Raw genomic sequence first — 23917 nt, forward strand, 5'->3', positions numbered from 1 at the left:
CATGGTGATCTCTTGCCCGGGTAGGCGTGCCCGTTCATGAACACCCGTCGTTGGCCGGACATGCGCGTCCGCCACCCGTTGCCCCGCCACCACTCCCATACCGGCGGCAGTGTGGAGGTGAGCGCGGATGTCGACTGCGCGCTCACCCTCGTGACCGTCCGTGGCAGCTGGAGCAACGCGCTCCGGCGTGACGTCTTCGTGTGCCTCAAGAAGGCGCTCGGCGAACATCCCACCGGGCTCGTCGTGGACCTGAGCGCCCTCGACGACCCGCACGCGTCCGGCCTGACGACCTGGCTGACGATGTCGCAGGTGGCGGGCGCGATGCAGCCCCCGGTGCGGATCGTGGCCTGCCTGCCGTCGGCGACCGTGCTGGCCGACCGGCTGCACCGGCTCGGCGGCGCGAACTTCCTGCCCACCTTCGAGACGGTCGCCGAGGCGCGGGCGGCCTGCCTGGCAGGGGTGCCGGCGACCGACCGGGTCCGGTTGCAGCTGCCGCCCGACCCGGACACGCCGGCCCTGGCGCGCAACCTGGTGACCGAGGCGTGCGGCGCGTGGCGGCTGCCGGACGTCCTCTACCCGGGCCGGCTGGTGATGAGCGAGCTGGCGGCGAACGCCGTCGAGCACGCCCGCACGCAGATCACCGTGGTGGTGAGCCGCCGCGGCAACGGCCTGCACCTGGTCGTGCGCGACCGCGACCCGCGCCTGCCGCGGATCATCGAGCCGCCCACGCCGCCGGTCGACCGATGGGAGGTGCGGGGTATGGGCCTGCGGGCCGTGCAGGCGGCCTCGGCGGGGTGGGGAGCGCTGCCGTGCGCCGAGGGCAAGATGGTCTGGGCGACCATCCGCCCCCGGTAGCGGCTCTACTTCGTCTTTGCCGGGACCCGGCCGTTCTCGCTGAGCCGGTCGGCGTCGGTCACCGACACCTCGTCCGCGGGCGGGGCGTCGGCGAGCCGTGCCCGCTCGAACGGGTTGCCGTACTCGTACATGGCCTTTCTCGCGAAGGCCTGCTGCTCGGTCGCCACCCGCTCGGACCGGCCCCGGCCGAGGAAGCTGACCGCCCAGTGCAGCACCGTTGTGAACCGGTTCTTGAAGCCGACCAGGTAGAACACGTGCACGACGAGCCACATCACCCAGGCCAAGAACCCGGACAGCCGGATCTTGCTGCCGATGCTGGCGACCGCGGAGAACCGCGAGATCGTCGCCATGCTGCCCTTGTCGAAGTACTTGAACGGCTCGCCGGCCGGCTTGCGCTTGAGCCGGCCCTTGATCGTCTGGGCCGCGTACTTGCCGCCCTGCATGGCGACCTGCGCGACGCCGGGCAGCGGCCGGCCCGTGGACGGGTCGGTCAGGTTCATCATGTCGCCGAGCACGAAGATCTCGGGGTGACCCGGCACCGTCAGGTCGGGGTTGACCATGATGCGCCCGGCCCGGTCGGTCTCGGCGCCCGCGGCCGCGGCGATCTTGCGAGCCAGCGGGGGAGCGGCGACACCGGCCGCCCACACCTTGGTCATCGACGGGATGCGCTGGTGGCCCCGCTCCGACTCGACCTCGATGCCCGTACGGTCGACGTTCACGACCTTGGTGTTGAGCTCGACCTCGACACCCAGCCGGTGCAGCTGCTGAAGCGCCCGGGTCGACAGATGGTCGCCGAACGTGTTGAGCACCGCGCCGACCGCGTCGATCAGGATGATGCGCGCCTTGCGCGGGTCGATGTGCTTGTACTGCCCCGGCAGGTTGCGGTGGGCCAGCTCGGCGATCTGACCGGCCATCTCGACACCGGTCGGGCCGGCGCCGACCACCACGAAGGTGAGCCAGCGCTCCTGCGCCTCGGGATCGGTCTGGAGGTCGGCGATCTCGAACGCGCCGAAGATCTTGGCGCGCAGCTCGAGCGCGTCGTCGATGCTCTTCATGCCCGGCGCGTTGTCCGAGAAGTGGTCGTTGCCGAAGTAGGACTGCGAGGCGCCGGCGGCGACGATCAACGTGTCGTACTCGACCGTGTAGTCGATGCCCGGGCCGGCAACAGTAATGATCTTGTTTTCGGTGTCGACGTCCTGCGCCCAGCCGAGCTTGACGTCGACGTTGTCCTGGTTGCGCAACACCTCGCGGATCGGCGGGGCGATCTCGCCCTCGGACAGGACGCCGGTGGCCACCTGGTACAGCAAAGGCTGGAACAAGTGGTACGCGGTGCCGTTGATGAGCGTGATGTCGACGTTGGCATTGCGCAGCGCCTTGATCGCGAAAAGACCCCCGAAGCCGGCGCCGATCACTGCCACCCGATGCCGCTGCATGGACACTCCCTCGGTGCTCGGTGACTCGTCTAGTAGAGCACCCTGAACAGGCTCAGTATGCCGTGAGAACCGACACTGTGGAGCGCCCGCCGCAAACTGCACGACGGGCACTGATCATCAGCTTGCCCAGCGCAGCGAGGGATTAACCCGCCCGCTCCAGTCGAATATCGCCATGTTGTCCCAGCCGTCTCCGGTACCGTTGATATTGGCGGGGTCCCATCCGTTGCCCTTGATGGCATACCAGGTGGGCTCCCAATAGAAGACGCCCACCGCGCCCGCGTTGCGCGCGGTGTTCTGCACCCAGGTGAACTGCTGCGCCTGCCCGGCCCAGGTCGCCGGGATGTTGTCGCACAGCGTCGTGCCGGGGATCGAGTTGGGCTCGCCGTCGGCGTCCGCGGTGGTGAACATGTACGCGGTCTCGGCGATCACCACCGGCTTGCCGTAGCGGCTGCGGACGTCGGTGATGACGTTGTAGAGGTTCGCCAGCGACCCGTGCCACATACAGTAATAGGACAAAGCGGTCACGTCCCAGGTCACGCCCTGTGCCTTGATGCCGTCGTAGAACCAGCGGGCGTTCGCCATGCTGTCCGCGTCGGCCGTGTGGATCCAGACCTGGGTCGCGCCGTTGCACGCCTTGACCGCGTTGTAGCCCTGCTTGAGCAGCGCGGCCAGCGGGGCGAAGTTGTTGTTGACCACCTGGCCGCGGGGCCACAGCATCCCGACGTTGATCTCGTTGCCGACCTGGACGCTGTCCGGGGTGGTGCCCTGCGCCTTCAGGGCGGTGCAGACGTCGTACGTGTAGGTGTAGACGTCGGACTGGAGCTGGGCCAGGCTGTGCGAGGCCCAGGCCGCCGGCGGATATTGCTTGCCGGGGTCGGCCCACGTGTCGGAGTAGTGGAAGTCGATCAGCAGCTTGAGGCCCTTGGCCTTGATCGACCTGGCCTGCTGGAGCACCTTGGCCTTGTTGTTGTAGCCGCTGGCCGGGTTGTTCCAGATGCGCAGCCGGGCGTAGTTGGCGCCCGCCGACTTCAGGATGTCGTACGGGTCGGCGGCCGCGCCCGACGCGTTGTAGTACTTGCCGCCGAGGTCGAGCGTGCGCTGCAACGACGACACGTCGGCGCCCAGCATGGTGAGGGTGTTGGCCGCCTGGGCCGGGGACGGGGTGAGCACTGCCGCGAGCACCACGACAGCGGCGATCAACCGTTTCATCTATTGCTCCTTCACGACGAAGGACGGGCCGGCGCCGGGGGAGACGCCGGGATGGAGCCCGTGACGCGGGAGACGGTGGAGCCGTTACGCGGGTGAGGAAGCGCGGATGACCAGGGTCGTCGGCACGGTGATGGACAGCGGGGTCCGGCCGGCGATCACGTCGGTGAGGAGGCGGACCATCTCCTCGGCCACGCGGTCGAGGGGGTGGCGGACCGTGGTGAGCGGAGGCTCGGTGGTGGCGGCGAGGCCCGAGTCGTCGAAGCCGACCACCCGCACGTCGCCCGGGACCTCCCGGCCCGCCTCGCGCAGCACGCGCAGCGCCCCGTCGGCCATGGCGTCGGAGGCGGCGAAGACCGCGTCGAGGTCGGGGGCCTGCTCCAGCAGCTGCCGCATGGCGGCGGCTCCGCTCTCGCGGCTCCAGTCGCCCTGGGCTATGCGGGACGGCTCGATGGTGACGCCGTGGGCGATCAGGGCGTCGTGGTAGCCCTGCAAGCGGTCGACGCCGCCGGCCGTGTCCTGGGGGCCGGTGATCGTGGCGATGCGGGTGCAGCCGGCCCTGATGAGGTGGTCGACGGCGGAGCGCCCGCCGTTGCGGTCGTCGGCCATCACCGAGCTGATCACTTGCTCGTAGCCGAGGACGCGGCCGCAGGCGACGATCGGGACCTCGGCCCGCACCAGCTGGCTCAGCAGCGGGTCGCCCGAGTGCGGCGAGACCAGCAGGACGCCGTCGACATGGCCGCCGGAGAGGTAGGCGATCGTGCGGGTGCGCTCCTCCGGGGTCGAGGCGATCATGAGGATGAGGGTGAGCTCGCGGTCGGCGAGGGCCTGTGCCACGCCGCGCAGCAGCACCGAGAAGTTCGGGTCCTCGAAGAGCAGGTGCTGCGGCTCGGTGAGCAGGAACGCGATGGAGCCGGACCGGCCCGTCGCCAGCGAGCGGGCGTGCGGGTTGGCCGTGTAGCCGGTGCGGGCGATCGCCTCGCGCACGGCCCGGGCGGCGTCGGGGCTGACCCACTCGCGGCCGTTGAGCACGCGGGAGACGGTGGCGTAGGAGACCCCGGCCTCGCGAGCGACGTCGCGGATGGTGGGCCGTTTGCGGGTCGGCACGTTGGGGATCATAGCTACGCCTTGACCGCGCCGGCGCCGAGGTCGACCCGCCAGTAGCGCTGGAGGCCGAGGAAGAGCGCCACCAGCGGCACCACCGACAGCAGCGCGCCGGTGACCACCGACGTGTACATGGCCGGCTGGGTGGCGCCCTGGTTGAGCAGGCCGCTCAGGCCCACGGTCACCGGGAAGAGCTTGTCGTCGCCGAGCATGATGAACGGCAGCATGTAGTTGTTCCAGATGGCCACGAACTGGAAGAGGAACACGGTCACCAGCCCGCTGCGCATCATCGGCAGCACCACCCGGACGAAGGACCGCCAGTCGCCGGCGCCGTCCATCCGGGCGGCCTCCAGCACCTCGTTCGGCACGGTCGCGGCCGCGAAGATCCGGCACAGATAGATGCCGTACGGGGAGATCATGCTGGGCAGCAGCACCGACCAGTACGTGTTGGTCATGCCGGCCTTGGCGAGCAGCAGGTACTGCGGCACGGCGAGGATCACCGCGGGCACGAGCACCCCGGCGAGCACCAGGTTGAAGACCAGCGACTTGCCGCGGAAGTCGTACTTGGCCAGGGCGAAACCGGCCATCGCCGAGACCAGCGTTGAGGCGGCCGCGCCGACGCCGGCGAACAGCGCCGAGTTGGCCATCCAGCGCCAGTAGAGCCCGTCGCGGTAGCTGGTGAGGAACGCGATGTTGTCGAACAGGTGGGTGCTCGGGGTGAACGTGAACGTGGTGAACAGCTCGCTCGCGCTCTTGGTCGAGGCGATCAACACCCACAGGACCGGCATCAGGCAGTACGCGGCGCCGAGCAGCAGCAGGATCGTGGCGGTCGGGCTCGTACGGCGATGGCGCTGCACCCGCGGCGCGGTGGTCGCCCCGGTGGTCGTGGGCACCACGGGAACGGTGGTGACAGCCATGATCAGTTCTCCTGACTGAAGGCCCGCGAGCCGACGAGCTTGAGGAAGCCGTAGGAGATCACGAACGTGGCGAGCGCGATGATGACCGAGGTGGCCGCCGCGGCGTAGATGTCGTTGCGCACGAACGCGTCCCGGTAGACCTTCATCAGCGGGGTCCAGGTGGTCGAGATGGTGTTGCTCAGCGGGCGCAGGGTCATCGGCTCGGCGAAGACCTGGAGCGTGGCGATGAGCGAGAAGAGCGTGGTCATCACCAGCGACGGCGCGATGATCGGGATCTTGACGCGCAGCGCGATCTGGATGTCGCCGGCGCCGTCGATGCGGGCGGCCTCGAACAGCTCGGTGGGGATCGCCCGCAGCGCCGTGTAGAGCACGATCATGTTGAAGCCGGTGCCGCCCCAGATCGCGATGTTCGCGACCGCGTAGAGCACCCAGGACGAGCTCAGGGCGTCGGGCGCGGTGATGCCCACCCGGTCGAGCACGTCCACGATGGGGCTCACGCGCGGCAGGTAGAGAAAGCCCCACAGCAGCGAGGCGATGACCGCCGGCACCGCGTACGGGAGGAAGATGGCCGTGCGGGCGAAGGTGCCCACGCGCGTGCGGCCGGCGTCCAGCAGCAGCGCCAGGATCAGGGCCAGCCCGAGCATGCAGGGCACGACGATCAGGCCGTACGCCCCCACGCGCAACACGCTGGGCAGGAACTCCGGATCGGTGAGCGAGCGGGTGTAGTTCTCCAGCCCGGCCCAGATCTCGGTGCGCGAGCCGGAGCCGAGGCCGAGGCCGCTCACCCTGACGCGGCGCAAGCTCAGGTAGCCCGCGTACACGATCGGTGCCGCCAGGAAGAGCCCGAAGAGCACCAGGGCGGGGGCGAGGAAGAGATAAGGTGCGCCGGTTCGGCGGCGGACGGTGGTACTCATCGGGACTCCTTCTCCGGGCCGGGGCTCGGGAAAGCCCCGGCTCGAAAGCCTCAGCCGGCGACCTTGAAACCGGTGTTCTTCAGGTCGTCGAGGGTGGCCTGCTGCATGGTCGCGAGGGCGCCGGCGAACTCGGCCGCCTTCTTCGACTCGGCGGCCTTGCCGAAGGCGTCGTTGTACGAGCTGTACGCGACGTTGACGTTCGGCCCGTACGTGAACGGCTTGGTGATCTTGCTGGCCTCGGCGGCGACCGCGTAGAAGTCGGGCTGGTTGCTGAAGAACGCCGGCGGCTCGGTCAGCGCGGCGGCGGAGTCGACGCTCGCGGGGTAGACGTTGGCGGTGCCGGCGAGCAGCTTGATCGCGGCGGGGTCGCTGTTGAGCCACTTGACGAACTCGGCGGCCTGGGCCTTGTGCTTGCTCTGCGAGGTGACGCTGGTGGCCGAGCCGCCCCAGTTGCCGGTCGCGGGCGCGGCGGCGTCCCACTGCGGGAGCTGCGCGACCTTCCACTTGCCCTTGGTGGAGGCGGCGTTGCCCTCGAGCACACCGGGGCCCCAGACCGCGGAGAGCCAGCCGACCTGGGTGCCGTCGTTGAGGGCGGCGTTCCACTCGGGCGTGTACATCGGCTTGTTGTCGATCACGCCCTCCTGCACGAGGCCGCCCCAGTAGCCGGCGACCTTCTGGGTGGTGGCGTCGTCGATCGCCACGCTCCACGAGTCGCCGTTCACGCCCCACCAGCTCGCGCCGGCCTGCTGGGAGAGGCCGGCGAACCAGCCCGGGTCGTTCGAGGAGAAGGTGCCGAGGTACTGCTTCGCGTCGGCCTTGTGGATCGTGCGCGCCGCGTCGGCGTACTCGTCCCAGGTCGCCGGGGCCTTGATCTTGAGCTTGTCGAAGACGTCGGAGCGGTAGTAGAACATCATCGGCCCGGAGTCCTGTGGCACGCCGTAGACCGCCTCGGAGCCGAGGGTGACGGCGGCCCAGGCACCCTCGGGGAACTTCGCCTTGAGGTCGCCGGCCTCCTTGGCGATGTCGGCGAGCGCGTCGGCGGAGACCAGCGTCGGGATCTTCTGGTACTCGGCCTGCATGATGTCGGGGGCGCCGCTGCCGGCCTTGATCGCGGTGAGCAGCTTGGCGACGGCCGGGTCGCCGCCGTCCTGCTTGTTGACCGTGACCTGGATGTTCGGGTGCGCCGCGTTCCAGGCCGCGACGACCTTGTCCATGTTCGGCGCCCAGCTCCAGTAGGTGAGCGCGACCTTCTCGTTCGGGTCCGCCGTGCTGTCGCTGTCGTCGCCGGAGCTGCACGCGCTGGTCATCAGAAGCGCCGCGACCAGCGCCCCGGCGAGCAAGGGGATCTTCTTCATGGGGGTCCTCCTCTTTTCCGGAGACGTGCGTCACCGGACGAGCCCTGTGACCGGTTACAGTGCTGCTCCGTTGCGCGGATGTCAAGGTCTTGATTCCATCCCGTTTCTTCGAGGTATCGTGCGTGCTCACCTGGCTGTGACCGGTTACAGATCGCATCGCTCTCGAGGAGTCGCCGTGCTGTTCGTCGCGCACCAACCCTGGTCGTCACCGCTGCGGCGGCCGCGGATGAGCAACGAGGTCGACCGGCGGCCGGGCGTCGCGCTGACCAGCCGCTCCCTGCTGCGCGACGGGGTGCCGGTCATCCCGGTGTCGGGGGAGTTGCACTACAGCCGGGTGCCGCGGTCGCGGTGGGTCACCCGGCTCCGGCAGATGCGCGCGGGCGGGGTGACCGTCGTGGCCTCGTACGTCTTCTGGCTGCACCACGCCCCGCGGCGCGACGCGGTGTCGTTCACCGGCAACCTCGATGTCGCCGGGTTCGTCCGGACGTGCCGTGCCGAGGGGCTCGACGTGGTGCTGCGGATCGGGCCGTGGGTGCACGGCGAGAGCCGCAACGGGGGCTTCCCCGACTGGGTGCAGCAGGCTCCGGTGCGGCACCGCACGGACGATCCCGCCTACCTGGCGCTCGTGCAGGAGTGGTTCGGGCAGCTGGGCACGCAGGTCGCCGGGCTGGACCTGCTCGGCGTCCAGCTCGAGAACGAGCTCTACGACCAGCCCGGCCACCTGGTCACGCTGAAGCGCCTGGCCCGCGCGGCCGGCCTGTCCGCGCCGCTCTGGACGGCCACCGCGTGGGGCGGCGCCGACCTGCCCGCCGGCGAGGTGCTGCCGCTGTACGGCGGCTACGGCGACGGCTTCTGGGTGGACGCCGACGCGCCGTGGGACCCCACGTTCCGCGACCACTACTTCTTCTCGCACGTCTGGGACGACCCGGGCATCGGCGCCGACCTGCGCCGCGCCCAGCAGATCGGCGCGGCGCAGCCCCGTACCCCCTCGCCGTGGTTCCCGCCCGCGACCTGCGAGCTCGGCGGCGGCATGGCCACGGCCTACCACCGCCGGCCCCGCCCGAGCGCCCTGGACATCGCGGCGATCGCCCACTGCAAGATCGGCAACGGCTCGGCCTGGCAGGGTTACTACATGTACGCGGGCGGCACCAACCCCGGCCCCGGCCTCCAGGAGTCGCACGCGACCGGCTACCCGAACGACATGCCCCCGCTCGGCTACGACTTCCACGCGCCGATCGGCGAGGCCGGCCTGCTCTCCGAGACCCACGCCCTGCTCCGCCACCAGCACGCGTTCCTGGCGGCCTTCGGCCCCGCGCTGGCCGACATGCCGTCCAGCCTGCCCGCCGTGCGCCCGTCCGGTGTGGAGGACTCGTCGACGATGCGCTTCGCCCTGCGCAGCGACGGCTCGTCGGGCTTCCTGTTCCTGTCATGGCACCAGCCGCACGTCCCGCTGCCCGTCCACGAGGCCGCCCAGTTCCGCGTCGCCCTGGACGGCGCCGAGCTGGTGCTTCCCGCGTCGCCGATCGACATCCCGCCCGGCACGCTGGCCCGCTGGCCGCTGCGCCTGCCGGTCGGCGACGGCCGCCTCGACTGGGCCACGGCCTCGGCGCTGACGATCCTCCCCGGCGACGTGCCCACCCTCGTCCTCCTGGAGTCGGCGGGCGTCCCGGTCTCGTACGCCGTCGACGGCGAGGTCTCCGCGGTGGCCCCGTCGCTGTCCCCGATCCGCCTCGGCACCTTCGACCTGCTCGTGCTGCCCGCGGCCGCCGCCTCCGCCGTGTGGGTCGACGGCGACCGTCTGCTCCTCTCGGAGGCCGAGCTGCGCTGGGGCCCCGACGGCCGCGTGGAGGCCCTGAGCCCTTCGGTCCAGGTCTACGACCCCACGGCCGGCGGCTTCGCCGACCTTCCCCTGCATGCTTCCGGCGGTGCCTCTCTCACGCACACGATCACCCCCGAGGCGGTACGCCCGGCAGCGGTCACCGTCCCCGTCGCCTACGGAAAGTTCGACGGCCGCCAGTCCGCCCCCAGCCCCCAGGTCTTCGACGACCTGGCCGCCGTCCACCGCCTGCCCGTGCCGGCCGTGCCCTCCGGCGCCGACCCGTTCCTGCGCATCGACTGGGCGGGCGACATCGGCCAGCTCCGCGTCGACGGCCGCCCCGTGACGGACCGCTTCTGGGACGGCTCACCCTGGACCGTCAACCTGCGCGACGTCGGCTGGACCCCGGGGGCGGCGCTCACCCTGCACCTCCTGCCCCTGGCCGCGGGCTCGACGATCTCGCTGCCGGCCGACGCCCGCGATCGCCTCCTGGCGGCCGACGGTCAGCTCTCCGCCATCGACGCCGTAACGCTCTTCGCCCACACGACCTGGCGTGAGTAACCCGGTCGAGGGAGCGCACCCTGGCGCCTGACCCCCTTGCCTTGCCCTTCGTGAACTGGCAACTTGCAGGTCATGCAAGATACTGTGCAGGATGTGCAAGCTCGATCGCGGCTGTTGCCGCTGCTGCGCTCCCCGGTGCTGGGCGAGTTGCTGGCGTGGATCTACCTACACCCGGAACAGACCTACTCGGTCTCCGAGCTGGCTCACCGGTTGCGCGTGTCCCAGTCCACCGTCAGCCGGGAAGCGGACCGTCTCACGGAAGCCGGCCTGGTCACGCAGGAGCGACGGGGCAACCTGCGGCTCCTGCGCGCCGACCTGGACAACGTCCTGGCCCGCCCGCTCACCGAGTTGCTGGCCCTGACCTACGGCCCGGTGGCAGTCCTGGCCGACGTGCTCACCCCGATAACGGCCGTCGAGGCGGCCTATATCTACGGATCGTGGGCCGCCCGCCACGCCGGCGCGCCGGGGCCACCCCCAAGAGACGTCGATGTGCTGGTGATCGGTGACGCGGACGACGACGACCTGGCCGACGCCGCCAGAGCCGCCGAACACCGGCTGGGCCGCGAAGTGAACATCCACCGTGTCTCCCCGTCCCGCTGGCGCGCGGCCACCGACGACCCGTTCCTCGCCTCGGTGCGCTCCCGTCCGCTGTACCCGCTCATCGAGCAGGGGCGCCCCGCATGAGGTGGGGCCAAGGCCGAGAGGCCATCGACGGCATGCTGACCCGTGGTGAACTGGAGCGCGTCCCCGCCAGTCGCGCCCACGCCGACGTCCTTCTGACTCAGGCGCGCCGCCACCTGGCTTCGGCCGGCGCCATTGCCGCGACCGACCCCGCCGGCGCGTACCAGCTCCTGTACGACGCCGCTCGCAAGGCGCTCGCCGCAGTGTTGGAGAACGAGGGCATGCGAGCCACCAGCAGAGGCGGCCACATTGCGGTCCGGGACGCCGTGTCGTCGCAACTGGACCCGCCGCTCGGCGCCGTGCTCCGCCCGTTCGACCGCCTGCGCCGGCCGGGTCGAGGACTGGCCCTCTCCGGGCGCGGTCAGGCGATGCGGCGGACGCGGTTGATGGTCAGGCCGTCCTCGTCGAGGAGGCCGGCCATGATGTCGGCGAAGTGGGTCAGGTGCGGGGTGGCCAGGTGGGCGTCCAGGTGCGCGGGCGTCTCCCAGTTCTCGTAGAAGAAGAACTTGCCGGGGTCCTCGACGCTCTGGTGCAGGTCGTAGTTGACGTAGCCGGGCTCCTTGCTGGTGGGCTCGATCAGGGCCTCCAGCGCGGCCCGCAACTCCTGCTCCTTGCCGGGGGCCGCCTTCATGTAGGCGATGACCGTGAGGAGGTCGCGGCGGTCGTCGGTGGGTGTGGGCATGGTGGCCTCCGGTGGTGGACTGTCCCTGACGTGGACGCTAGGGCTTGCGTGTGATCGGCGCCACAGAACGGGCATAGGTTGGGGTCATGAGTGAGTCTGCGCGGCGCGAGGTCGCGGGTGTGATGGCCGAGGCGGCGGCGAGCTGGCTGGGCATGCTGGACGACGGGCAGCGGCGGGTGGCCGTGGGGGACGTCGGCGGGGGTGAGCGGCTGCGCTGGTTCTACACGCCGACCGATCACGGTGGGCTGACCGTGCACCAGCAGCGGCCGGCGCAGCAGCGGGCGGCCATGCGGCTGGTGGCCTCGGGGCTGTCGCGGGCCGGCTACGTCACCGTGGCGACGACGATGGGGCTGGAGAACATCCTCGACCACACCGAGGGGTTCGTGGCCCGCTTCGACCGGGAGCGGGGCCGCGATCCGGGGCTTTACTACCTGCGGGTCTTCGGGGAGCCGGGCGGCGAGGGCACGTGGGGGTGGCGGTTCGGCGGGCATCACGTCTCGCTCAACAACCTGATCGTGGACGGTGAGCTGGTCTCGACCACGCCGTGCTTCATGGGGGCCGACCCGGCGACGTCCGAGTTTCTCGGTGGCGCCACCAACCGGCCGCTCGGGCGGGTGGAGGATCTGGCGCGGGAGCTGGCCCGGTCGCTCGGGCCGCGGGCGATCCTGTCGGCCAAGGCGCCGTCCGATCTGGTGACCGGCAACCGCAGCGAGATCGCCGACGGGGACCGGGTCATCCCGCTCGCGGGGATCTGGCGCGACGAGCGCTTCCCCGACCCGGCGGAGTGGGCGAAGCTTCAGGCGGCGAGCGACGCGATCGACGAGCGGGCCGGCTACGGCGAGGGCGAGCACCGGGCGCTGGAGTACACGGCCCGGCCGAAGGGTGTGTCCGCGCTCGAGTTCGGCGTGGAGCAGCGCGATCTGCTGGCGCGGCTGGTCGGGACGTACGTCGAGCGGGTGCCGGTGCCGACGGCGTACGACCTCGACGCCCTGTATTTCGCCTGGGCCGGGTCGACGGAACCGGGGGCGCCGCACTATTACCGCGTGCAAGGGCCGCGGATGCTGCTCGAATGGGACAACACGCAGCGCGACGCGAACCATGCTCACTCGGTGTGGCGTGACCCCTCGAACGACTTCGGGCGGGATGTGCTGCGCGCGCACCGCCAGGCGCACCACTAATTTCAAATACCGCAAATATCGACTGGTTTAGATGGAAGGTCTGACGCTTAGGGACCTCCGAACATCGATGCGTGTGGTTGTCTGCCCCCGGCTATCCACGGGGGAGGTAAGCATCGATGTCCGTTCCTGCCGTCATCAGCACGCGCGCCCGCCGGACGGCGGCGTTCTGCGCGTTTCTCCTGATCTTGACCCTCGCACCACCGCTCGCCTGGCACCCCGCCAGAGCGGAGCCGGGCGACACCCCGCAGGTCACCGCGGGTGCCGCCCCGGAGCAGCGCGGGCTGCCGGCCAACGCCGCGCCCAACGAGCCGGTCGCCGAGAACGAGCGGCCGCCCGTCGTCCCGCCGGTCGTGCGGGCCGGCGGCGCACCCGAGAAGATCAGCGCGCGCGGCCTGGCGCAGGCCCGGCAGGCCGCGCCCGGCGAGGCGGCCAAGGACCTGCTGCTGCGCCCCGGCTACGTGGTCGGCGACACCTCGCTGGTCGTGCTCTTCAACCTCGCCGACGAGTCCTTCGACACGTGGCGGGTCGACCTGTTCGACGTCGGCACGGGCACCCGGCAGGAGTCGGTGACGCTCGGCAAGGACGCGCTGGCCACCAGCAAGTGCCAGCAGCCGCGGACGTACTGCAAGTCGCTCGGCACGGCCGAGGGCTGGACGCTCGACACCGGGCGGCAGTACTTCGCGACGATCACCGCGATCTACCCGGACGGCGAGGTGCCCTCGGCCGCCTCGGACCAGGCCACGCCGCGCGCCACGATCGACCCGCCGTCGGTGCCGGCGCGGCAGGCGGCCGGCTGCAACTGCTCCGGCGCGCTCGGGCAGACCGACGCCAGCCAGGCCATCCGCGCCATCGGCGTGAACACCGGCACCGGCGCCTTCACCCGCATCGAGAAGGACCTGTCGCTCACGTCGTTCGGCGTCGCCTTCGACTCGGCGCGCGCCTACTCGTCGGCCAACACCGGTCCCTCCGCGTTCGGCCCGGGCTGGGCCTGGGCGTACGACATGAAGGTCACCGCGGCCGAGGGCGGCGCCGTGGTGCGCGCGGAGGACGGCTCGGACGTCCTGTTCGCCGCGGACGGTGACACCTTCGTCCGGCCGGCCGGGGTCCGCTCGAACCTGCGGCGCGCCGGCGACGGCTGGGAGCTGGTCACCCGCAACAACATCGTCTACGCCTTCGACGCGCAGGGGCGGCTCGCCTCGGTGCTCAACCCGCGCCAGCAGGGCCTGCGGTTCGCGTACGGCACCGACACGATCACCGTCACCGACGCGTCCGGCCACAAGGCGCTCGTGCGGCTGAAGAGCGGGCTGATCTCCTCGGTGGCGCTCGAGGACGGCCGCAACGTCCAGTACGAGTACACGAACGGGCTGCTCACCAAGGTGCGCGACGCGCGCGGCGAGATCTGGCAGTACCGCTACGACGGGGCCGCGCGGCTGACCAAGGTCGTCGACCCGTACAAGGTCGTCACGCTGACCAACGAGTACGGCACGGACGGCCGCGTCGCCCGCCAGCTCGACGCGCTCAACTCGCCCACCGCCTTCGTGTGGAACGCGGAGAAGCAGGAGGCCAAGACCACCGACGCGGACAACGTCGTGGTCTGGGACGGCTACAAGGGCAACGTCCTGCTCTACTCGCAGCGCGGCAACGGCGGCGTCGACACCCACCGCTACGACGGCAAGCTCAACCGCAACCTGGTCGTCAACGCCGGTCAGAACCAGCACGAGACCGAGTACGACGCGGCCGGCAACCCGATCACCCGGTGGGCGCCGCAGAAGCGGTTCAACGAGAAGGTCACGTACGACGCCCGCAACAACCCGACCACCCACGTGGACGCCAACGGCGAGACGTGGCGCGACGAGTACAACCAGTTCGACGAGCTGGTCAAGACCACCGACCCCGAGGGTCACTCGATCACCTACGCGTACGACGACCGGGGCCTGCCCACCACGCAGACCGACCAGCGCGGCAAGGTCACCCGCTTCGAGACGATCCCGGCGGGGGAGCGCAACTCCGGTCTCATCGCGGCGACCGTCAGCCCCGAGGGCCGGCGCACCGAGAACGTCTACGACAGGACCGGCCGGCGGACCATCGCGATCGACGGGCGGCGCAACAGCGAGAAGTACACGTACGACGAGCAGGACCGCAACGTCGCCGTCTTCTCGCCGGAGAAGCTGCACCCGGTGCTGTCGGTCTTCGACGCGGCGGGACGGCTCGCCAAGCTGACCAGCCCCGAGGGCGTGTCCACCACGTACAGCTACTACCCGACCGGGCAGATCAAGGTCCAGGCGACCGAGCGGGTGACGACGAAGTACACCTACACGGCGGCCGGGCGGCGGCTCACCTCGGCGATCGACATGAAGGACTCGCCGGACCTGGTGACCAGCTGGGCGTACAACCCCAAGGGCCTGGTCGAGTCGGTCACCTCGCCGCGCGGCAACGTGCCGGGCGCGAACAAGGCCGACTTCACCACCACGTACGTCTACGACGCCAACGACAACCCGATCCAGATCCGCCGGCCCTATCCGGACGGCAAGGTGGCCGTGAAGGACATCGCGGTCGACGACCTGGACCGCACCGTCGCCACCAAGGACGAGCTCGGCAAGACGTCCTCGTTCGGCCGCGCCAACAACGGCGAGGTCACCGAGGCGACCGACGCCCTCGGCCGCAAGATCTCGCTGTCGTACGACAAGGCCGGGCGGCAGACCGGGATCACCGACGCCAAGGGCGGGCAGGTCAAGACCGAGTACGACCCGGCCGGCAACAAGATCAAGGAGACCTCGGCGACCGGCGGCGTCACCACGTACGAGTACGACGGCGACGGCCTGCTGATCGCGACCACCGAGCCGCGCGGCAACGTGGCCGGCGCCGACAAGGAGCGGTTCACCACCCACTACGAGTACGACGCGAACGGCAACCAGACGAAGGTCGTCGACGCGCTCGACCAGGAGACCCTCTACAAGTACGACGACGCGGACCGGCTGATCGCGAAGGTCGACGCGAACAAGCACACCACCCGCTACTCGTACAACGAGGACGACCAGCAGCGCACCGTCACCGGCGCCGACGCCACGCTGGGTCAGTCGACCCTCTACACGTACGGTCCGGACGGCGCCATCCAATCGGTGACCGACGCGCGCGGCAACACCACGCGGGTCGATTACGACGAGGCCGGGCGCATCGTCAAGTCCACCGATCCGCTGGGCCGCAGCACGTACGCGGGCTACGACGCCGACGGCAACAAGGTCAGCACGCTGTCGCTGAACACGCTCGAGGTGCCCTGGCTGATCAGCGACGAGAAGAAGGCCGAGCGCACGGTCGTCGACACGTACGACATCGTCGGCCGCCGCACGCAGAGCGCGCTCGGCTCCAAGGGCCCGGTCTACAAGTGGGGCTACGACGCCAAGGACCGCATCACCTCGTACGGCGATCCGCTCGGTGTGCGGGAGGTCGCCTACGACGACGAGGACCAGATCACCTCGGTGGTCCGCAAGGAGGCGGGCCGGCCGGACGAGACGTTCACGTACGGCTACGACGAGCGCGGCAACATCACCTCCCGGCAGTACCCGAACGGCACGAACGTCACGTTCGGCTACGACGCCGACAGCCAGATCACCTCGCAGACCGCCGGCGGGGCGAGCTGGAGCTTCGGGTACGACGTGGCCGGCCGCCGGACCAGCACCACGCTGCCGTCGGCGACCGGGCTGGTGGAGAACCGCTCCTACGACCCCGCGGGCCGGCTCACCGCGGTCGGCACCGAGCGCACCGGCGACCCGGTGCCGGGCGTGCAGGACCCGGTCTCGCGCTACGACCTGACCCTCGACGCGGTCGGCAACCCGACCCGGGTGATCACGACCCGGGGTGGCGTCGCCGAGTCGGTGGCCTACGCCTACGACGAGGCCGATCGGGTCACGTCCGCCTGCTACGCGGTGGCCTCGTGCTCCGGCACGGCCAAGCCCGCCGGGCGCATCGACTACACGTACGACCTGGTCGGCAACCGCACGAGCCAGAAGCGCTCGGGCACGGCGGGCAGCGACCTGACGACGTACCTCTACGACGACGCCGACCAGTTGCGGACCGAGACGCTGCTCGCCGCCGGTCACAGCCGGTTGACGACCTACGACTACGACGAGCGCGGCAACCAGGTCAAGGCCGGCGGTGACAAGTTCACCTACAACCTGGACAACTCGGTCGCCACGGCCACGATCAACAACAACAAGACCAGCTTCGCGTACGACGCCACGGGCCTGCGCCTCGCGTCGACCTCCGCCGCCGGCACGCAGCGCTGGTCGTGGGACGTGGCCGGCACGTTGCCGCAGATCGCTGTCGACGCCGTGGAGGGCGGCGCGACCCGGTCGTTCGCCTACGGGCCCGACGACGAGCCGCTCGCGCTGCTCGACTCGGCCGGCGCTCACAGCTACACGCACGACTGGCTCGGCGGTGTCGCGAACATGCTGACCCCGTCCGGCACCGTCGAGCAGGGCTACGACTACGACCCGTTCGGCAACCCGCGGGTCGGCGAGTCGCTGGCCGGGCAGCAGGTCCCGGAGGGCGGCACCGCCAACCCGATGCAGTTCCACGGCGCCTACCAGGACAACAGCACCGGCTCCGGGAACTACTTCATGCGGGCCCGCAACTACGACCCCGGCACCGGGCGGTTCGCCACCCGCGACCCGATGCCGGTCGGGCAGGCGGCGGCGTCCGCCTACCCGTACGCGGCGAGCAACCCGCTCGCGTTCACCGACCCCACCGGCCTCATGCCGGCCGAGGGCGACACCGCCTCGACGGCCACGCCGGCCGAGGGCACGACCGTCGACCCCGGACCGTCGCCCGAGGACATCGCCAAGGCCAAGCAGCTGCAGTCCAAGAGCACGCTCGACGTGATCCTGGAGGCCGGCGGCCAGATCCTGATGGAGTTCCTCGGGATCAACGACATCATCAACTGCCTCAAGGGCGACCTGGGCGCCTGCGTCTCGATGGTGATCGGCGCGCTGCCCTGGGGCAAGATCTTCAAGGCCAAGAAGATCGGTGAGGCGATCTTCCGCGCGGGCAAGGCCGTCGTCACGTTCTTCCAGGAACTGAAGTGGGCCAAGGCCATCATCGCCGGAGCCGAGAAGGCGGCCGAGGCGGCGAAGGCGGCGGCGGCAGCCGCGGCCAAGGCGGCGGCCGAGAAGGCGGCGAGAGCCAAGGCGGCGGCCGAGGCGGCGGCGAAGAAGGCCGCGGCCGAGGCGGCCGAACGGGCCAAGGCGCTCGCCGCGAAGGCCAAGGCCAAGACGAAGAAGGGCGCCGGCGACGCGCAGGACGGGCCGAGCTGCCCGATCCCGCGGCGGCACAGCTTCACCGCCGAGACCCGGGTGCTGCTCGCCGACGGCAGCAGCAAGCCGATCGCCGAGCTCAAGCCCGGCGACACGGTGGCGGCCTCGTCGACGTCGCCCTCCTCGCACGCGGAGGCCCGCCAGGTCGCCGCGACCATCCGCACCGACTCCGACAAGGAGTTCGTCGACCTCAAGGTCGGCTCCGGCGAGATCACCACGACCGGCACGCACCCGTTCTGGTCCGAGACCCGCAAGGCGTGGGTCGAGGCCGGCGAGCTGCGCAAGGGCGAGGTGCTGCGCACGTCCACCGGCGACCTCGTGCAGATCAGCGGCATCAGGACGTACGAGGACGAGAAGCGCACGTACGACCTGACGGTCGACGGCCTGCACACCTACTACGTGTACTCCGGCGACACCGCGGTGCTCGTGCACAACTGCGGCGGCTCCGTCGGCGGCCACGACGCCACCTGCGCCTGCGCCACCGGTGGCCCCGTCTCCGGCCCGCGCAACGCGCACCTGGCCGGCGGCACCCACCCGAACACCGGGGTGCCCTTCGACAACCAGGGCTTCCCGGACTTCTCCGCCCACGTCGACCCGAGCGTCCCCGACGTGTTCATCACGCTGACGGGCGACTCGAAGAAGGACTTCCGATTGGCGGACAAGGCGGCAGGGATCAAGGCGAAATACCGGAAGGGCAAATGGACGTGGCATCATCACCAGGACTGCGGGCGCATGCAGCTGGTCGACATGACGATCCACGCACAGACCGGCCATACCGGCGGCGCCTCGATCTGCTGACCCTTCCGGCCCCGCTGGCGGAGACCCTGCTGGGGGAGACCCTTCTGGGAGAGACATGACGAACCCGTTCGAGCCCGGTCCCTCACACTGGACCGGGCCGGCGGTCGACGACGACATGGTCCGGCGCGCCGAGCAGACGCTCGGCTACCGCCTGCCCACCGCCTACGTCGACCTGCTGCGCCGCCAGAACGGCGGCATCCTCGAGGACAACTGCTACCCGACCGAGTTCCCCACGTCGTGGGCCGAGGACCACTTCCAGATGGACGTGCTGCTGGGCATCGGCCACCCGGAGGGCGCCGACGCCCAGTCCGCCACGCTCATCAAGGAGTGGGGCTACCCGCCCGTCGGGGTGGTCATCGGCATCACGGCCTCGGCCGGCCCCGACACGGTCATGCTCGACTACACCGACAACGGCCCCACCGGCGAGCCCAGCGTCGTCTACGTCGGCGCCGACCACGTCAAGCACCGCGTCGCCGACACCTTCGAGGAGTTCATCGCCGGCTTCGTCCCCGAGGAGGAATACGAGGAGGACGACGAGGACGAGTAGCGGCGGGCGGGCGGGAGCTCAGCGGTTGTCGCCGCTCCCGCCCAGCACGCCGCGGCTCTGCCGGGCGGCCAGCTTGGCCAGGTTGCCGGCGGCGATGCCGTCCAGCGACAGGCCGAGGTAGTCGGCGAGCACGGCCACATACCAGAGCACGTCGCCGAGCTCCTTGGCGATGTCGTCCCGGTCGATCAGTGCCTCGTCGCTGCCCTGGTCGCGGATCCACTTCTTGAACTTCTCGGCGACCTCGCCGGACTCCCCGGCCAGCCCGAGCACCAGATGCAGCAGCTCGTTCTTCTTGTCCCGCGGCGCCGCCGTCCGCAGGGCGCCACGCTGATAGTCGTCCAGCTCCATGACCGACCATTGTCGGGCCCACGCCCCGGCCGGCCGTCGCCGCCCCAGCACGTCGGACACGACGCTGGTTGGCGGCATATGCCTCGCAGCGCTGCGGTGAGCGTTCTCGGTGGCAGCGCGACGACAGCCCGCAAGTCACCACCGTCCTGGAAGGTATCCGGGTGCCTCGTGCTGTCGGCCGGCCGCGGACACGTCCGCTCGCCGGTTTCTGTCGTACCCCCGCCTTACCGTGATGGCCATGGATGCGACCCAGAGCAACGACACGATGGCGGATAGTGCTCCCCTCGGCAGGATCGCTGCGGTGAAGGCGCAGTACCCGAACGCGTACGAACCCTGGTCGGCTCTCGACGACACCCGTCTGGCGGCGGGCTACAAGTCGGGCCTCGACTTCGATGCGCTCGGCGCGCAGTTCGGTCGGCAGCCGTCGGCGGTCAAATCCCGCTTGCAGAAGATCGCGTTGGAGAGGCTTCGCAACGGTGAGATCTGATTGAGGGGGCCCATGGCCCCTGCCGATCCGGCCAACCGGAGGCCTCCGGTCAGCGGTTGCCGCCGCGGAAGATGCGCAGGAAGAACAGGAAGACGTTGAGGATGTCGAGGAAGATGGAGGCGGCCAGCAGCGGCGCCGACTCGACGGCGGAGGAGCGCCGCAGGCGCTGGAAGTCGACCATGATGAAGCCGGCGAAGATGATCAGGCCGAGGACCGAGTAGATCAGCGAGCCGTTCGGGATGTTGACGAAGATCAGCACGATGCCGAAGACGAGCAGGGCGAGCAGCGCCCAGAAGCAGAGGCGCGCCAGGGCCGTCAGGTCGCGCCGGGTGGCGTAGCCGGCCGCGCCGAAGGCGGCGACGAAGAGCGCCGTCGCCGAGCCGGCCTGCCACAGCGCTTGCGGGTCGGTGTCGGCGTAGTAGACCAGCGTGGGGGCGACGGCGACACCCATCAGCAGGCCGAAGCCGGCCAGCAGCACGACCGTCGTCTGCCGCGAGCGGCGCACGGCGAACTGCATGGCGATCAGCGCGGCGAACGCGCCGAGGTAGGCGACGAAGGCCGCGGCGCCCGGCAGGTCGCGGCCCAGGTACGCGCCGAGGGCGAACAGGCCGGTGGTCGCCGCGACGTAGCCCATGGTCCTGGCGAACAGGGTGTGGCCACGGTCGCGGGTGGCGATCCCGGCCGCGCGGTAGGCGTAGGTGTCGTCCATGGTCGCCACTGTGAACCGGGCGGCCCGGCCGGGCACCCTCCGCCAGGGGTGAGATGGCTCAGGGCGCGCGGTGCTCGATCAGGCCGACCAGGTTGCCCTCGGTGTCGCGTACGAAGGCCTGGACCTCGTCGGTGCCCGCGGGCCCCAGCCTGTCGTCGTCGTGGGTGAAGATGACGTGCGGCTCGGTCTCGACCGTGGCGCCGGCCGCGCGGAGGCGCTCGACGGCGGCGCCGGCGTCGTCGACCAGGTAGTAGTGCAGGGCGGACGGCGCGGCCGTGTCGAGCAGCAGCCGCTGGCCGTCGAGGTCGAAGAAGACCAGCCCGGGCGGGTCGAAGGTGGCGACCGGCGGCGCGCCGAGCAGGGCGGTGTAGAAGGCGGTGGCGCGCGGCAGGTCCGCGGCGTACTGGGCTATCTGCGCAGCTCTCATACTGTGATTGACTAGCACACATGGTGAGCGCGGGGGCGGCTGCGGGCACACGGCCGCGCAATCGGCGGCAGCTCATCGTCGAGGCGGCCGGGCAGGTCTTCAGCGAGCGCGGCTATCACGCGGCGTCCATGGAGGAGATCGCGGCCAAGGTGGGCATCAGCGCGGCGGCGCTCTACCGGCATTTCCCCAACAAGTACGCGTTGTTCGCCGAGTGCGCCGACGTCATGGTGGACCGGCTGGTCGCCGCGGTGGACGAGGCGCCGGCCGAGGCGGGGCTGGCCGACGTGCTGGCGACGGTCACCCGGGTGACGGTGGCGCATCGGGCGTCGGGCGGGCTCTACCGGTGGGAGGCCCGCTACCTCGGGCCGGCGGACCGGCGGCTGCTGCGCGCGAAGTTCGCCCACGTGGTCGAGCGGGTGACCGACCTGGTGCGCCGGGAGCGCCCGCCGGGTGACGAGCGGCTGCGGGCGGTGGCGGCCCTCGGCGCGATCGGGTCGGTGACGATGCACCACACCTCGATGGCCGAGCGCCGCATGGAGGAGCTGCTGCTCGCGGCGGCGGCCCAGGTGGTGGCGAGCGATCCGGGCGCGGCCGCCGGCAGCGCGGGCTCGGTCGAGCTGCCCGCGCAGCCCGTGCCGCGCACCCGGCGCGCCGAGATCCTGGCGGCCGCGGTGCCGTTGTTCGCGCGGGACGGCTTCGCCACCGTCACCAACGCGCAGATCGCCCAGGCGGTCGGGCTCGCGCCGTCCGCGATCTACCGGCACTATCCGGGCAAGGTGGACATCCTGGTGGCCGCCTGCCTCCAGGCGGCGGGGCTGCTGGAGCTGGCCGCCGAGCGCAGCCTGCGCCGGGCGCCCGGCCCGCGGGATGCCGTGGTCGCGCTGACCGCGGCGTACGTGGCCTACAGCTTCGAGCACAACGCGCTGAACAGCGTCGCCGAGGCGGAGATCCGCGGGCTGCCGGCCGACCTGCGCCGGCCGCTGATCACCGCGCAGCGCGAGCACATCGCGGTCTGGGAGCAGCAGTTGCGCGCGGCGCGGCCCGAGCTGGACGCGCGCCAGGCGCGGCTGCTGGTGCACGCGGGCTTCGGTGTGGTGGTGGAGGCCGGGCGGGCCCTGCGCTGGCAGGACACGCCCGGCCACCGGGACGCGGTGACCGCGCTGGCCACCGGCGCCCTCATCCCCTGATCGGTCTCACGTGCCGGGCCGGTTGTGGGTCGGGATCGTGATCGGGGTCTGCGTCGCCGAGGTGCCGTTGTTGAGGAAGAGCATCGCCAGGCCGCGCACGAAGCGGTCGAACAGCGAGAAGCTGTTCGGCATGACCGGGGACAAACCCTCGCGGAACAGGACGTACGCCGGCCAGCCGACCTCGATCAGCGTGCGGGACGCGTAGTCGCGGGGCAGCCGCAGCCAGTCGCCGATCTCGTCGCTGAGCAGGTAGCGCGCGAACTCGCGCTGGAAGCCCCGGGTGACGCCGAGGTCGACCTGCGAGGTGAGCCCGAGCAGGATGTCGGCGAGGTCGATGCCCTCGGGCGTCGGGGCGAGCAGCGGCGTCAGCGCGTAGTGGGACTGCTGCTCCGCGGCGGCCCAGGTGGCCGGGATGAAATCGTCGCGCACGCCGAGCAGGTGCAGCGCGACCTGCCACATGTGCAGGAAGGCCGCGTCCTCGGCGGACGAGATGCGGATGCCCCAGGACTTCATCGTGCGGCGCACGAAGGTGCCGAGGCTGTGGAAGGTGATCAGGATGTCGCCGTTGCTGATCGGGATGAAGTCCTGGTCGTCGGTGACCGCCCGCCACGCCGCCGACTGGGGCAGCAGGTGCCGCACGGCGGCGTGGGTGAGGCGGGTCTTGGTGGACGTGACGACGAAGTGCCCGCTGGGCTGGAACGCGTCGGGCGCGCTCAGGTCGTACCCGTAGGTGAACGTCTTGGCGGCGCGCGCCTTCATGTCCGAGCCGCCCTCGGACCAGTAGACGTTGCGGGCCTCGCGCGGGATGACGGTGCTCATGATGCCGCTGCCCAGGCCGTACAGCAGGAAGAGGTACATGCTCATGCGCTTGTTGAACTGCGCGGCGCGGGTGAGCTTGGTCTGGTCGGCCCAGGAGGGCAGGGTGTTTACCTGCTGGAGGTACGAGGTGAGCGCGGCCGGCACGCCGGCGGGCAGGGGGTCGCCGTTGCGCACCCAGGCCCCGAACGCGGTGTTGACCGCCGGGATCTGGCCGTTGTCGAGGAGCGAGGCGACGAGCGGGTCGGTGGCGTCGTCCCAGACGCCCCACGGGTCGGTGACCTCGTCGATCCCGGTGATCGAACCGGCCGACGACCACGCCCACGCGGCGGAGGGTGCCGCCACGCCCGTAAGGCCCAGCGCGGCGCCGAGGGTCAGGACGCGTCTTCTGCTGAGATTCTGCATTCTCTTACCTCATTCCAGCGAGGGCTCCAGCAGGCACAACGATCTTGTGTTGACGATCATCAATGTGTGATTTCTCATTAACATAGCGGCTTGCCGCCGCGCGGGCCAGCTTTGTTTCGGGCCGATTTCCGGATCTTTTCTTGACAACGTTGTCAGGGTGGGGTGAAGCTGGCGATCTTCGA

Annotated in this window: 19 protein-coding genes; 8 read left to right on the forward strand and 11 right to left on the reverse strand. The window is 70.7% G+C overall.

Going from position 1 to position 23917, the window contains the following annotated elements:
* Positions 1-36 precede the first annotated feature (36 nt).
* Positions 37-855 carry an ATP-binding protein gene (locus Ade02nite_RS05565; RefSeq protein WP_203760423.1) on the forward strand — a complete coding sequence of 273 codons (819 nt, stop codon included), beginning with the start codon at positions 37-39 and terminating at the stop codon, positions 853-855.
* Between the two features lie 5 nt (positions 856-860).
* On the opposite strand, the gene Ade02nite_RS05570 is transcribed toward Ade02nite_RS05565, so the two are convergent.
* From Ade02nite_RS05570 to Ade02nite_RS05595, 6 genes are all read right to left on the reverse strand, one after another.
* On the reverse strand, positions 861-2288 hold the full coding sequence (locus Ade02nite_RS05570; protein WP_203760424.1) for an NAD(P)/FAD-dependent oxidoreductase: 1428 nt from the start codon (positions 2286-2288) through the stop codon (positions 861-863).
* Between the two features lie 117 nt (positions 2289-2405).
* On the reverse strand, positions 2406-3497 hold the full coding sequence (locus Ade02nite_RS05575; protein ID WP_203760425.1) for a glycoside hydrolase family 53 protein: 1092 nt from the start codon (positions 3495-3497) through the stop codon (positions 2406-2408).
* Positions 3498-3581: 84 nt separating this feature from the next.
* Positions 3582-4601, reverse strand: coding sequence for a LacI family DNA-binding transcriptional regulator (locus Ade02nite_RS05580; RefSeq protein WP_239168553.1), 1020 nt, complete (start codon positions 4599-4601; stop codon positions 3582-3584).
* Positions 4602-4615: 14 nt separating this feature from the next.
* Entirely contained in the window at positions 4616-5515 is a 900-nt protein-coding gene (locus Ade02nite_RS05585; protein ID WP_203760427.1) for a carbohydrate ABC transporter permease, read from the reverse strand.
* Positions 5516-5517: 2 nt separating this feature from the next.
* Positions 5518-6429: a carbohydrate ABC transporter permease gene (locus tag Ade02nite_RS05590; protein ID WP_203760428.1), complete on the reverse strand. Its 912-nt coding sequence runs from the start codon at positions 6427-6429 to the stop codon at positions 5518-5520.
* A gap of 50 nt (positions 6430-6479) precedes the next feature.
* Entirely contained in the window at positions 6480-7784 is a 1305-nt protein-coding gene (locus tag Ade02nite_RS05595) for an ABC transporter substrate-binding protein (protein ID WP_203760429.1), read from the reverse strand.
* Between the two features lie 175 nt (positions 7785-7959).
* Between Ade02nite_RS05595 and Ade02nite_RS05600 the strand changes: the two genes are divergently transcribed.
* Entirely contained in the window at positions 7960-10161 is a 2202-nt protein-coding gene (locus Ade02nite_RS05600; RefSeq protein ID WP_239168554.1) for a beta-galactosidase, read from the forward strand.
* Between the two features lie 93 nt (positions 10162-10254).
* Entirely contained in the window at positions 10255-10845 is a 591-nt protein-coding gene (locus Ade02nite_RS05605; RefSeq protein ID WP_203760430.1) for a winged helix-turn-helix domain-containing protein, read from the forward strand.
* Between the two features lie 358 nt (positions 10846-11203).
* On the opposite strand, the gene Ade02nite_RS05610 is transcribed toward Ade02nite_RS05605, so the two are convergent.
* Positions 11204-11524: a putative quinol monooxygenase gene (locus Ade02nite_RS05610; protein ID WP_203760431.1), complete on the reverse strand. Its 321-nt coding sequence runs from the start codon at positions 11522-11524 to the stop codon at positions 11204-11206.
* A gap of 86 nt (positions 11525-11610) precedes the next feature.
* Between Ade02nite_RS05610 and Ade02nite_RS05615 the strand changes: the two genes are divergently transcribed.
* The 3 genes from Ade02nite_RS05615 to Ade02nite_RS05625 all read left to right on the forward strand — a co-directional run bounded on the left by Ade02nite_RS05615 (position 11611) and on the right by Ade02nite_RS05625 (position 19356).
* Positions 11611-12702, forward strand: coding sequence for a DUF3500 domain-containing protein (locus Ade02nite_RS05615; RefSeq protein ID WP_203760432.1), 1092 nt, complete (start codon positions 11611-11613; stop codon positions 12700-12702).
* 116 nt (positions 12703-12818) lie between these two features.
* On the forward strand, positions 12819-18809 hold the full coding sequence (locus Ade02nite_RS05620) for an RHS repeat-associated core domain-containing protein (protein WP_203760433.1): 5991 nt from the start codon (positions 12819-12821) through the stop codon (positions 18807-18809).
* A gap of 55 nt (positions 18810-18864) precedes the next feature.
* Positions 18865-19356: an SMI1/KNR4 family protein gene (locus Ade02nite_RS05625; protein WP_203760434.1), complete on the forward strand. Its 492-nt coding sequence runs from the start codon at positions 18865-18867 to the stop codon at positions 19354-19356.
* 18 nt (positions 19357-19374) lie between these two features.
* Here Ade02nite_RS05625 and Ade02nite_RS05630 read toward each other — a convergent pair whose 3' ends face one another.
* Complete coding sequence (locus Ade02nite_RS05630; RefSeq protein ID WP_203760435.1) at positions 19375-19704, reverse strand: nucleoside triphosphate pyrophosphohydrolase family protein; 330 nt, start codon at positions 19702-19704, stop codon at positions 19375-19377.
* 238 nt (positions 19705-19942) lie between these two features.
* Here Ade02nite_RS05630 and Ade02nite_RS05635 point away from each other — a divergent pair, with 238 nt between their 5' ends.
* Positions 19943-20191 (forward strand): hypothetical protein, encoded by a 249-nt coding sequence (locus Ade02nite_RS05635; protein ID WP_203760436.1) that lies wholly within the window; start codon positions 19943-19945, stop codon positions 20189-20191.
* Between the two features lie 49 nt (positions 20192-20240).
* Here Ade02nite_RS05635 and Ade02nite_RS05640 read toward each other — a convergent pair whose 3' ends face one another.
* A complete protein-coding gene (locus Ade02nite_RS05640) occupies positions 20241-20900 on the reverse strand; it encodes a Bax inhibitor-1/YccA family protein (protein WP_203760437.1) in 660 nt (219 codons plus the stop codon).
* Positions 20901-20958: 58 nt separating this feature from the next.
* Entirely contained in the window at positions 20959-21327 is a 369-nt protein-coding gene (locus Ade02nite_RS05645) for a VOC family protein (protein WP_203760438.1), read from the reverse strand.
* A gap of 20 nt (positions 21328-21347) precedes the next feature.
* Here Ade02nite_RS05645 and Ade02nite_RS05650 point away from each other — a divergent pair, with 20 nt between their 5' ends.
* Positions 21348-22514: a TetR/AcrR family transcriptional regulator gene (locus Ade02nite_RS05650; protein ID WP_239168555.1), complete on the forward strand. Its 1167-nt coding sequence runs from the start codon at positions 21348-21350 to the stop codon at positions 22512-22514.
* Between the two features lie 6 nt (positions 22515-22520).
* On the opposite strand, the gene Ade02nite_RS05655 is transcribed toward Ade02nite_RS05650, so the two are convergent.
* Positions 22521-23735 (reverse strand): oxygenase MpaB family protein, encoded by a 1215-nt coding sequence (locus Ade02nite_RS05655; protein WP_203760439.1) that lies wholly within the window; start codon positions 23733-23735, stop codon positions 22521-22523.
* Positions 23736-23917: the final 182 nt, after the last annotated feature.

The organism is Paractinoplanes deccanensis (genome assembly GCF_016862115.1).
Lineage (GTDB): Bacteria > Actinomycetota > Actinomycetes > Mycobacteriales > Micromonosporaceae > Actinoplanes > Actinoplanes deccanensis.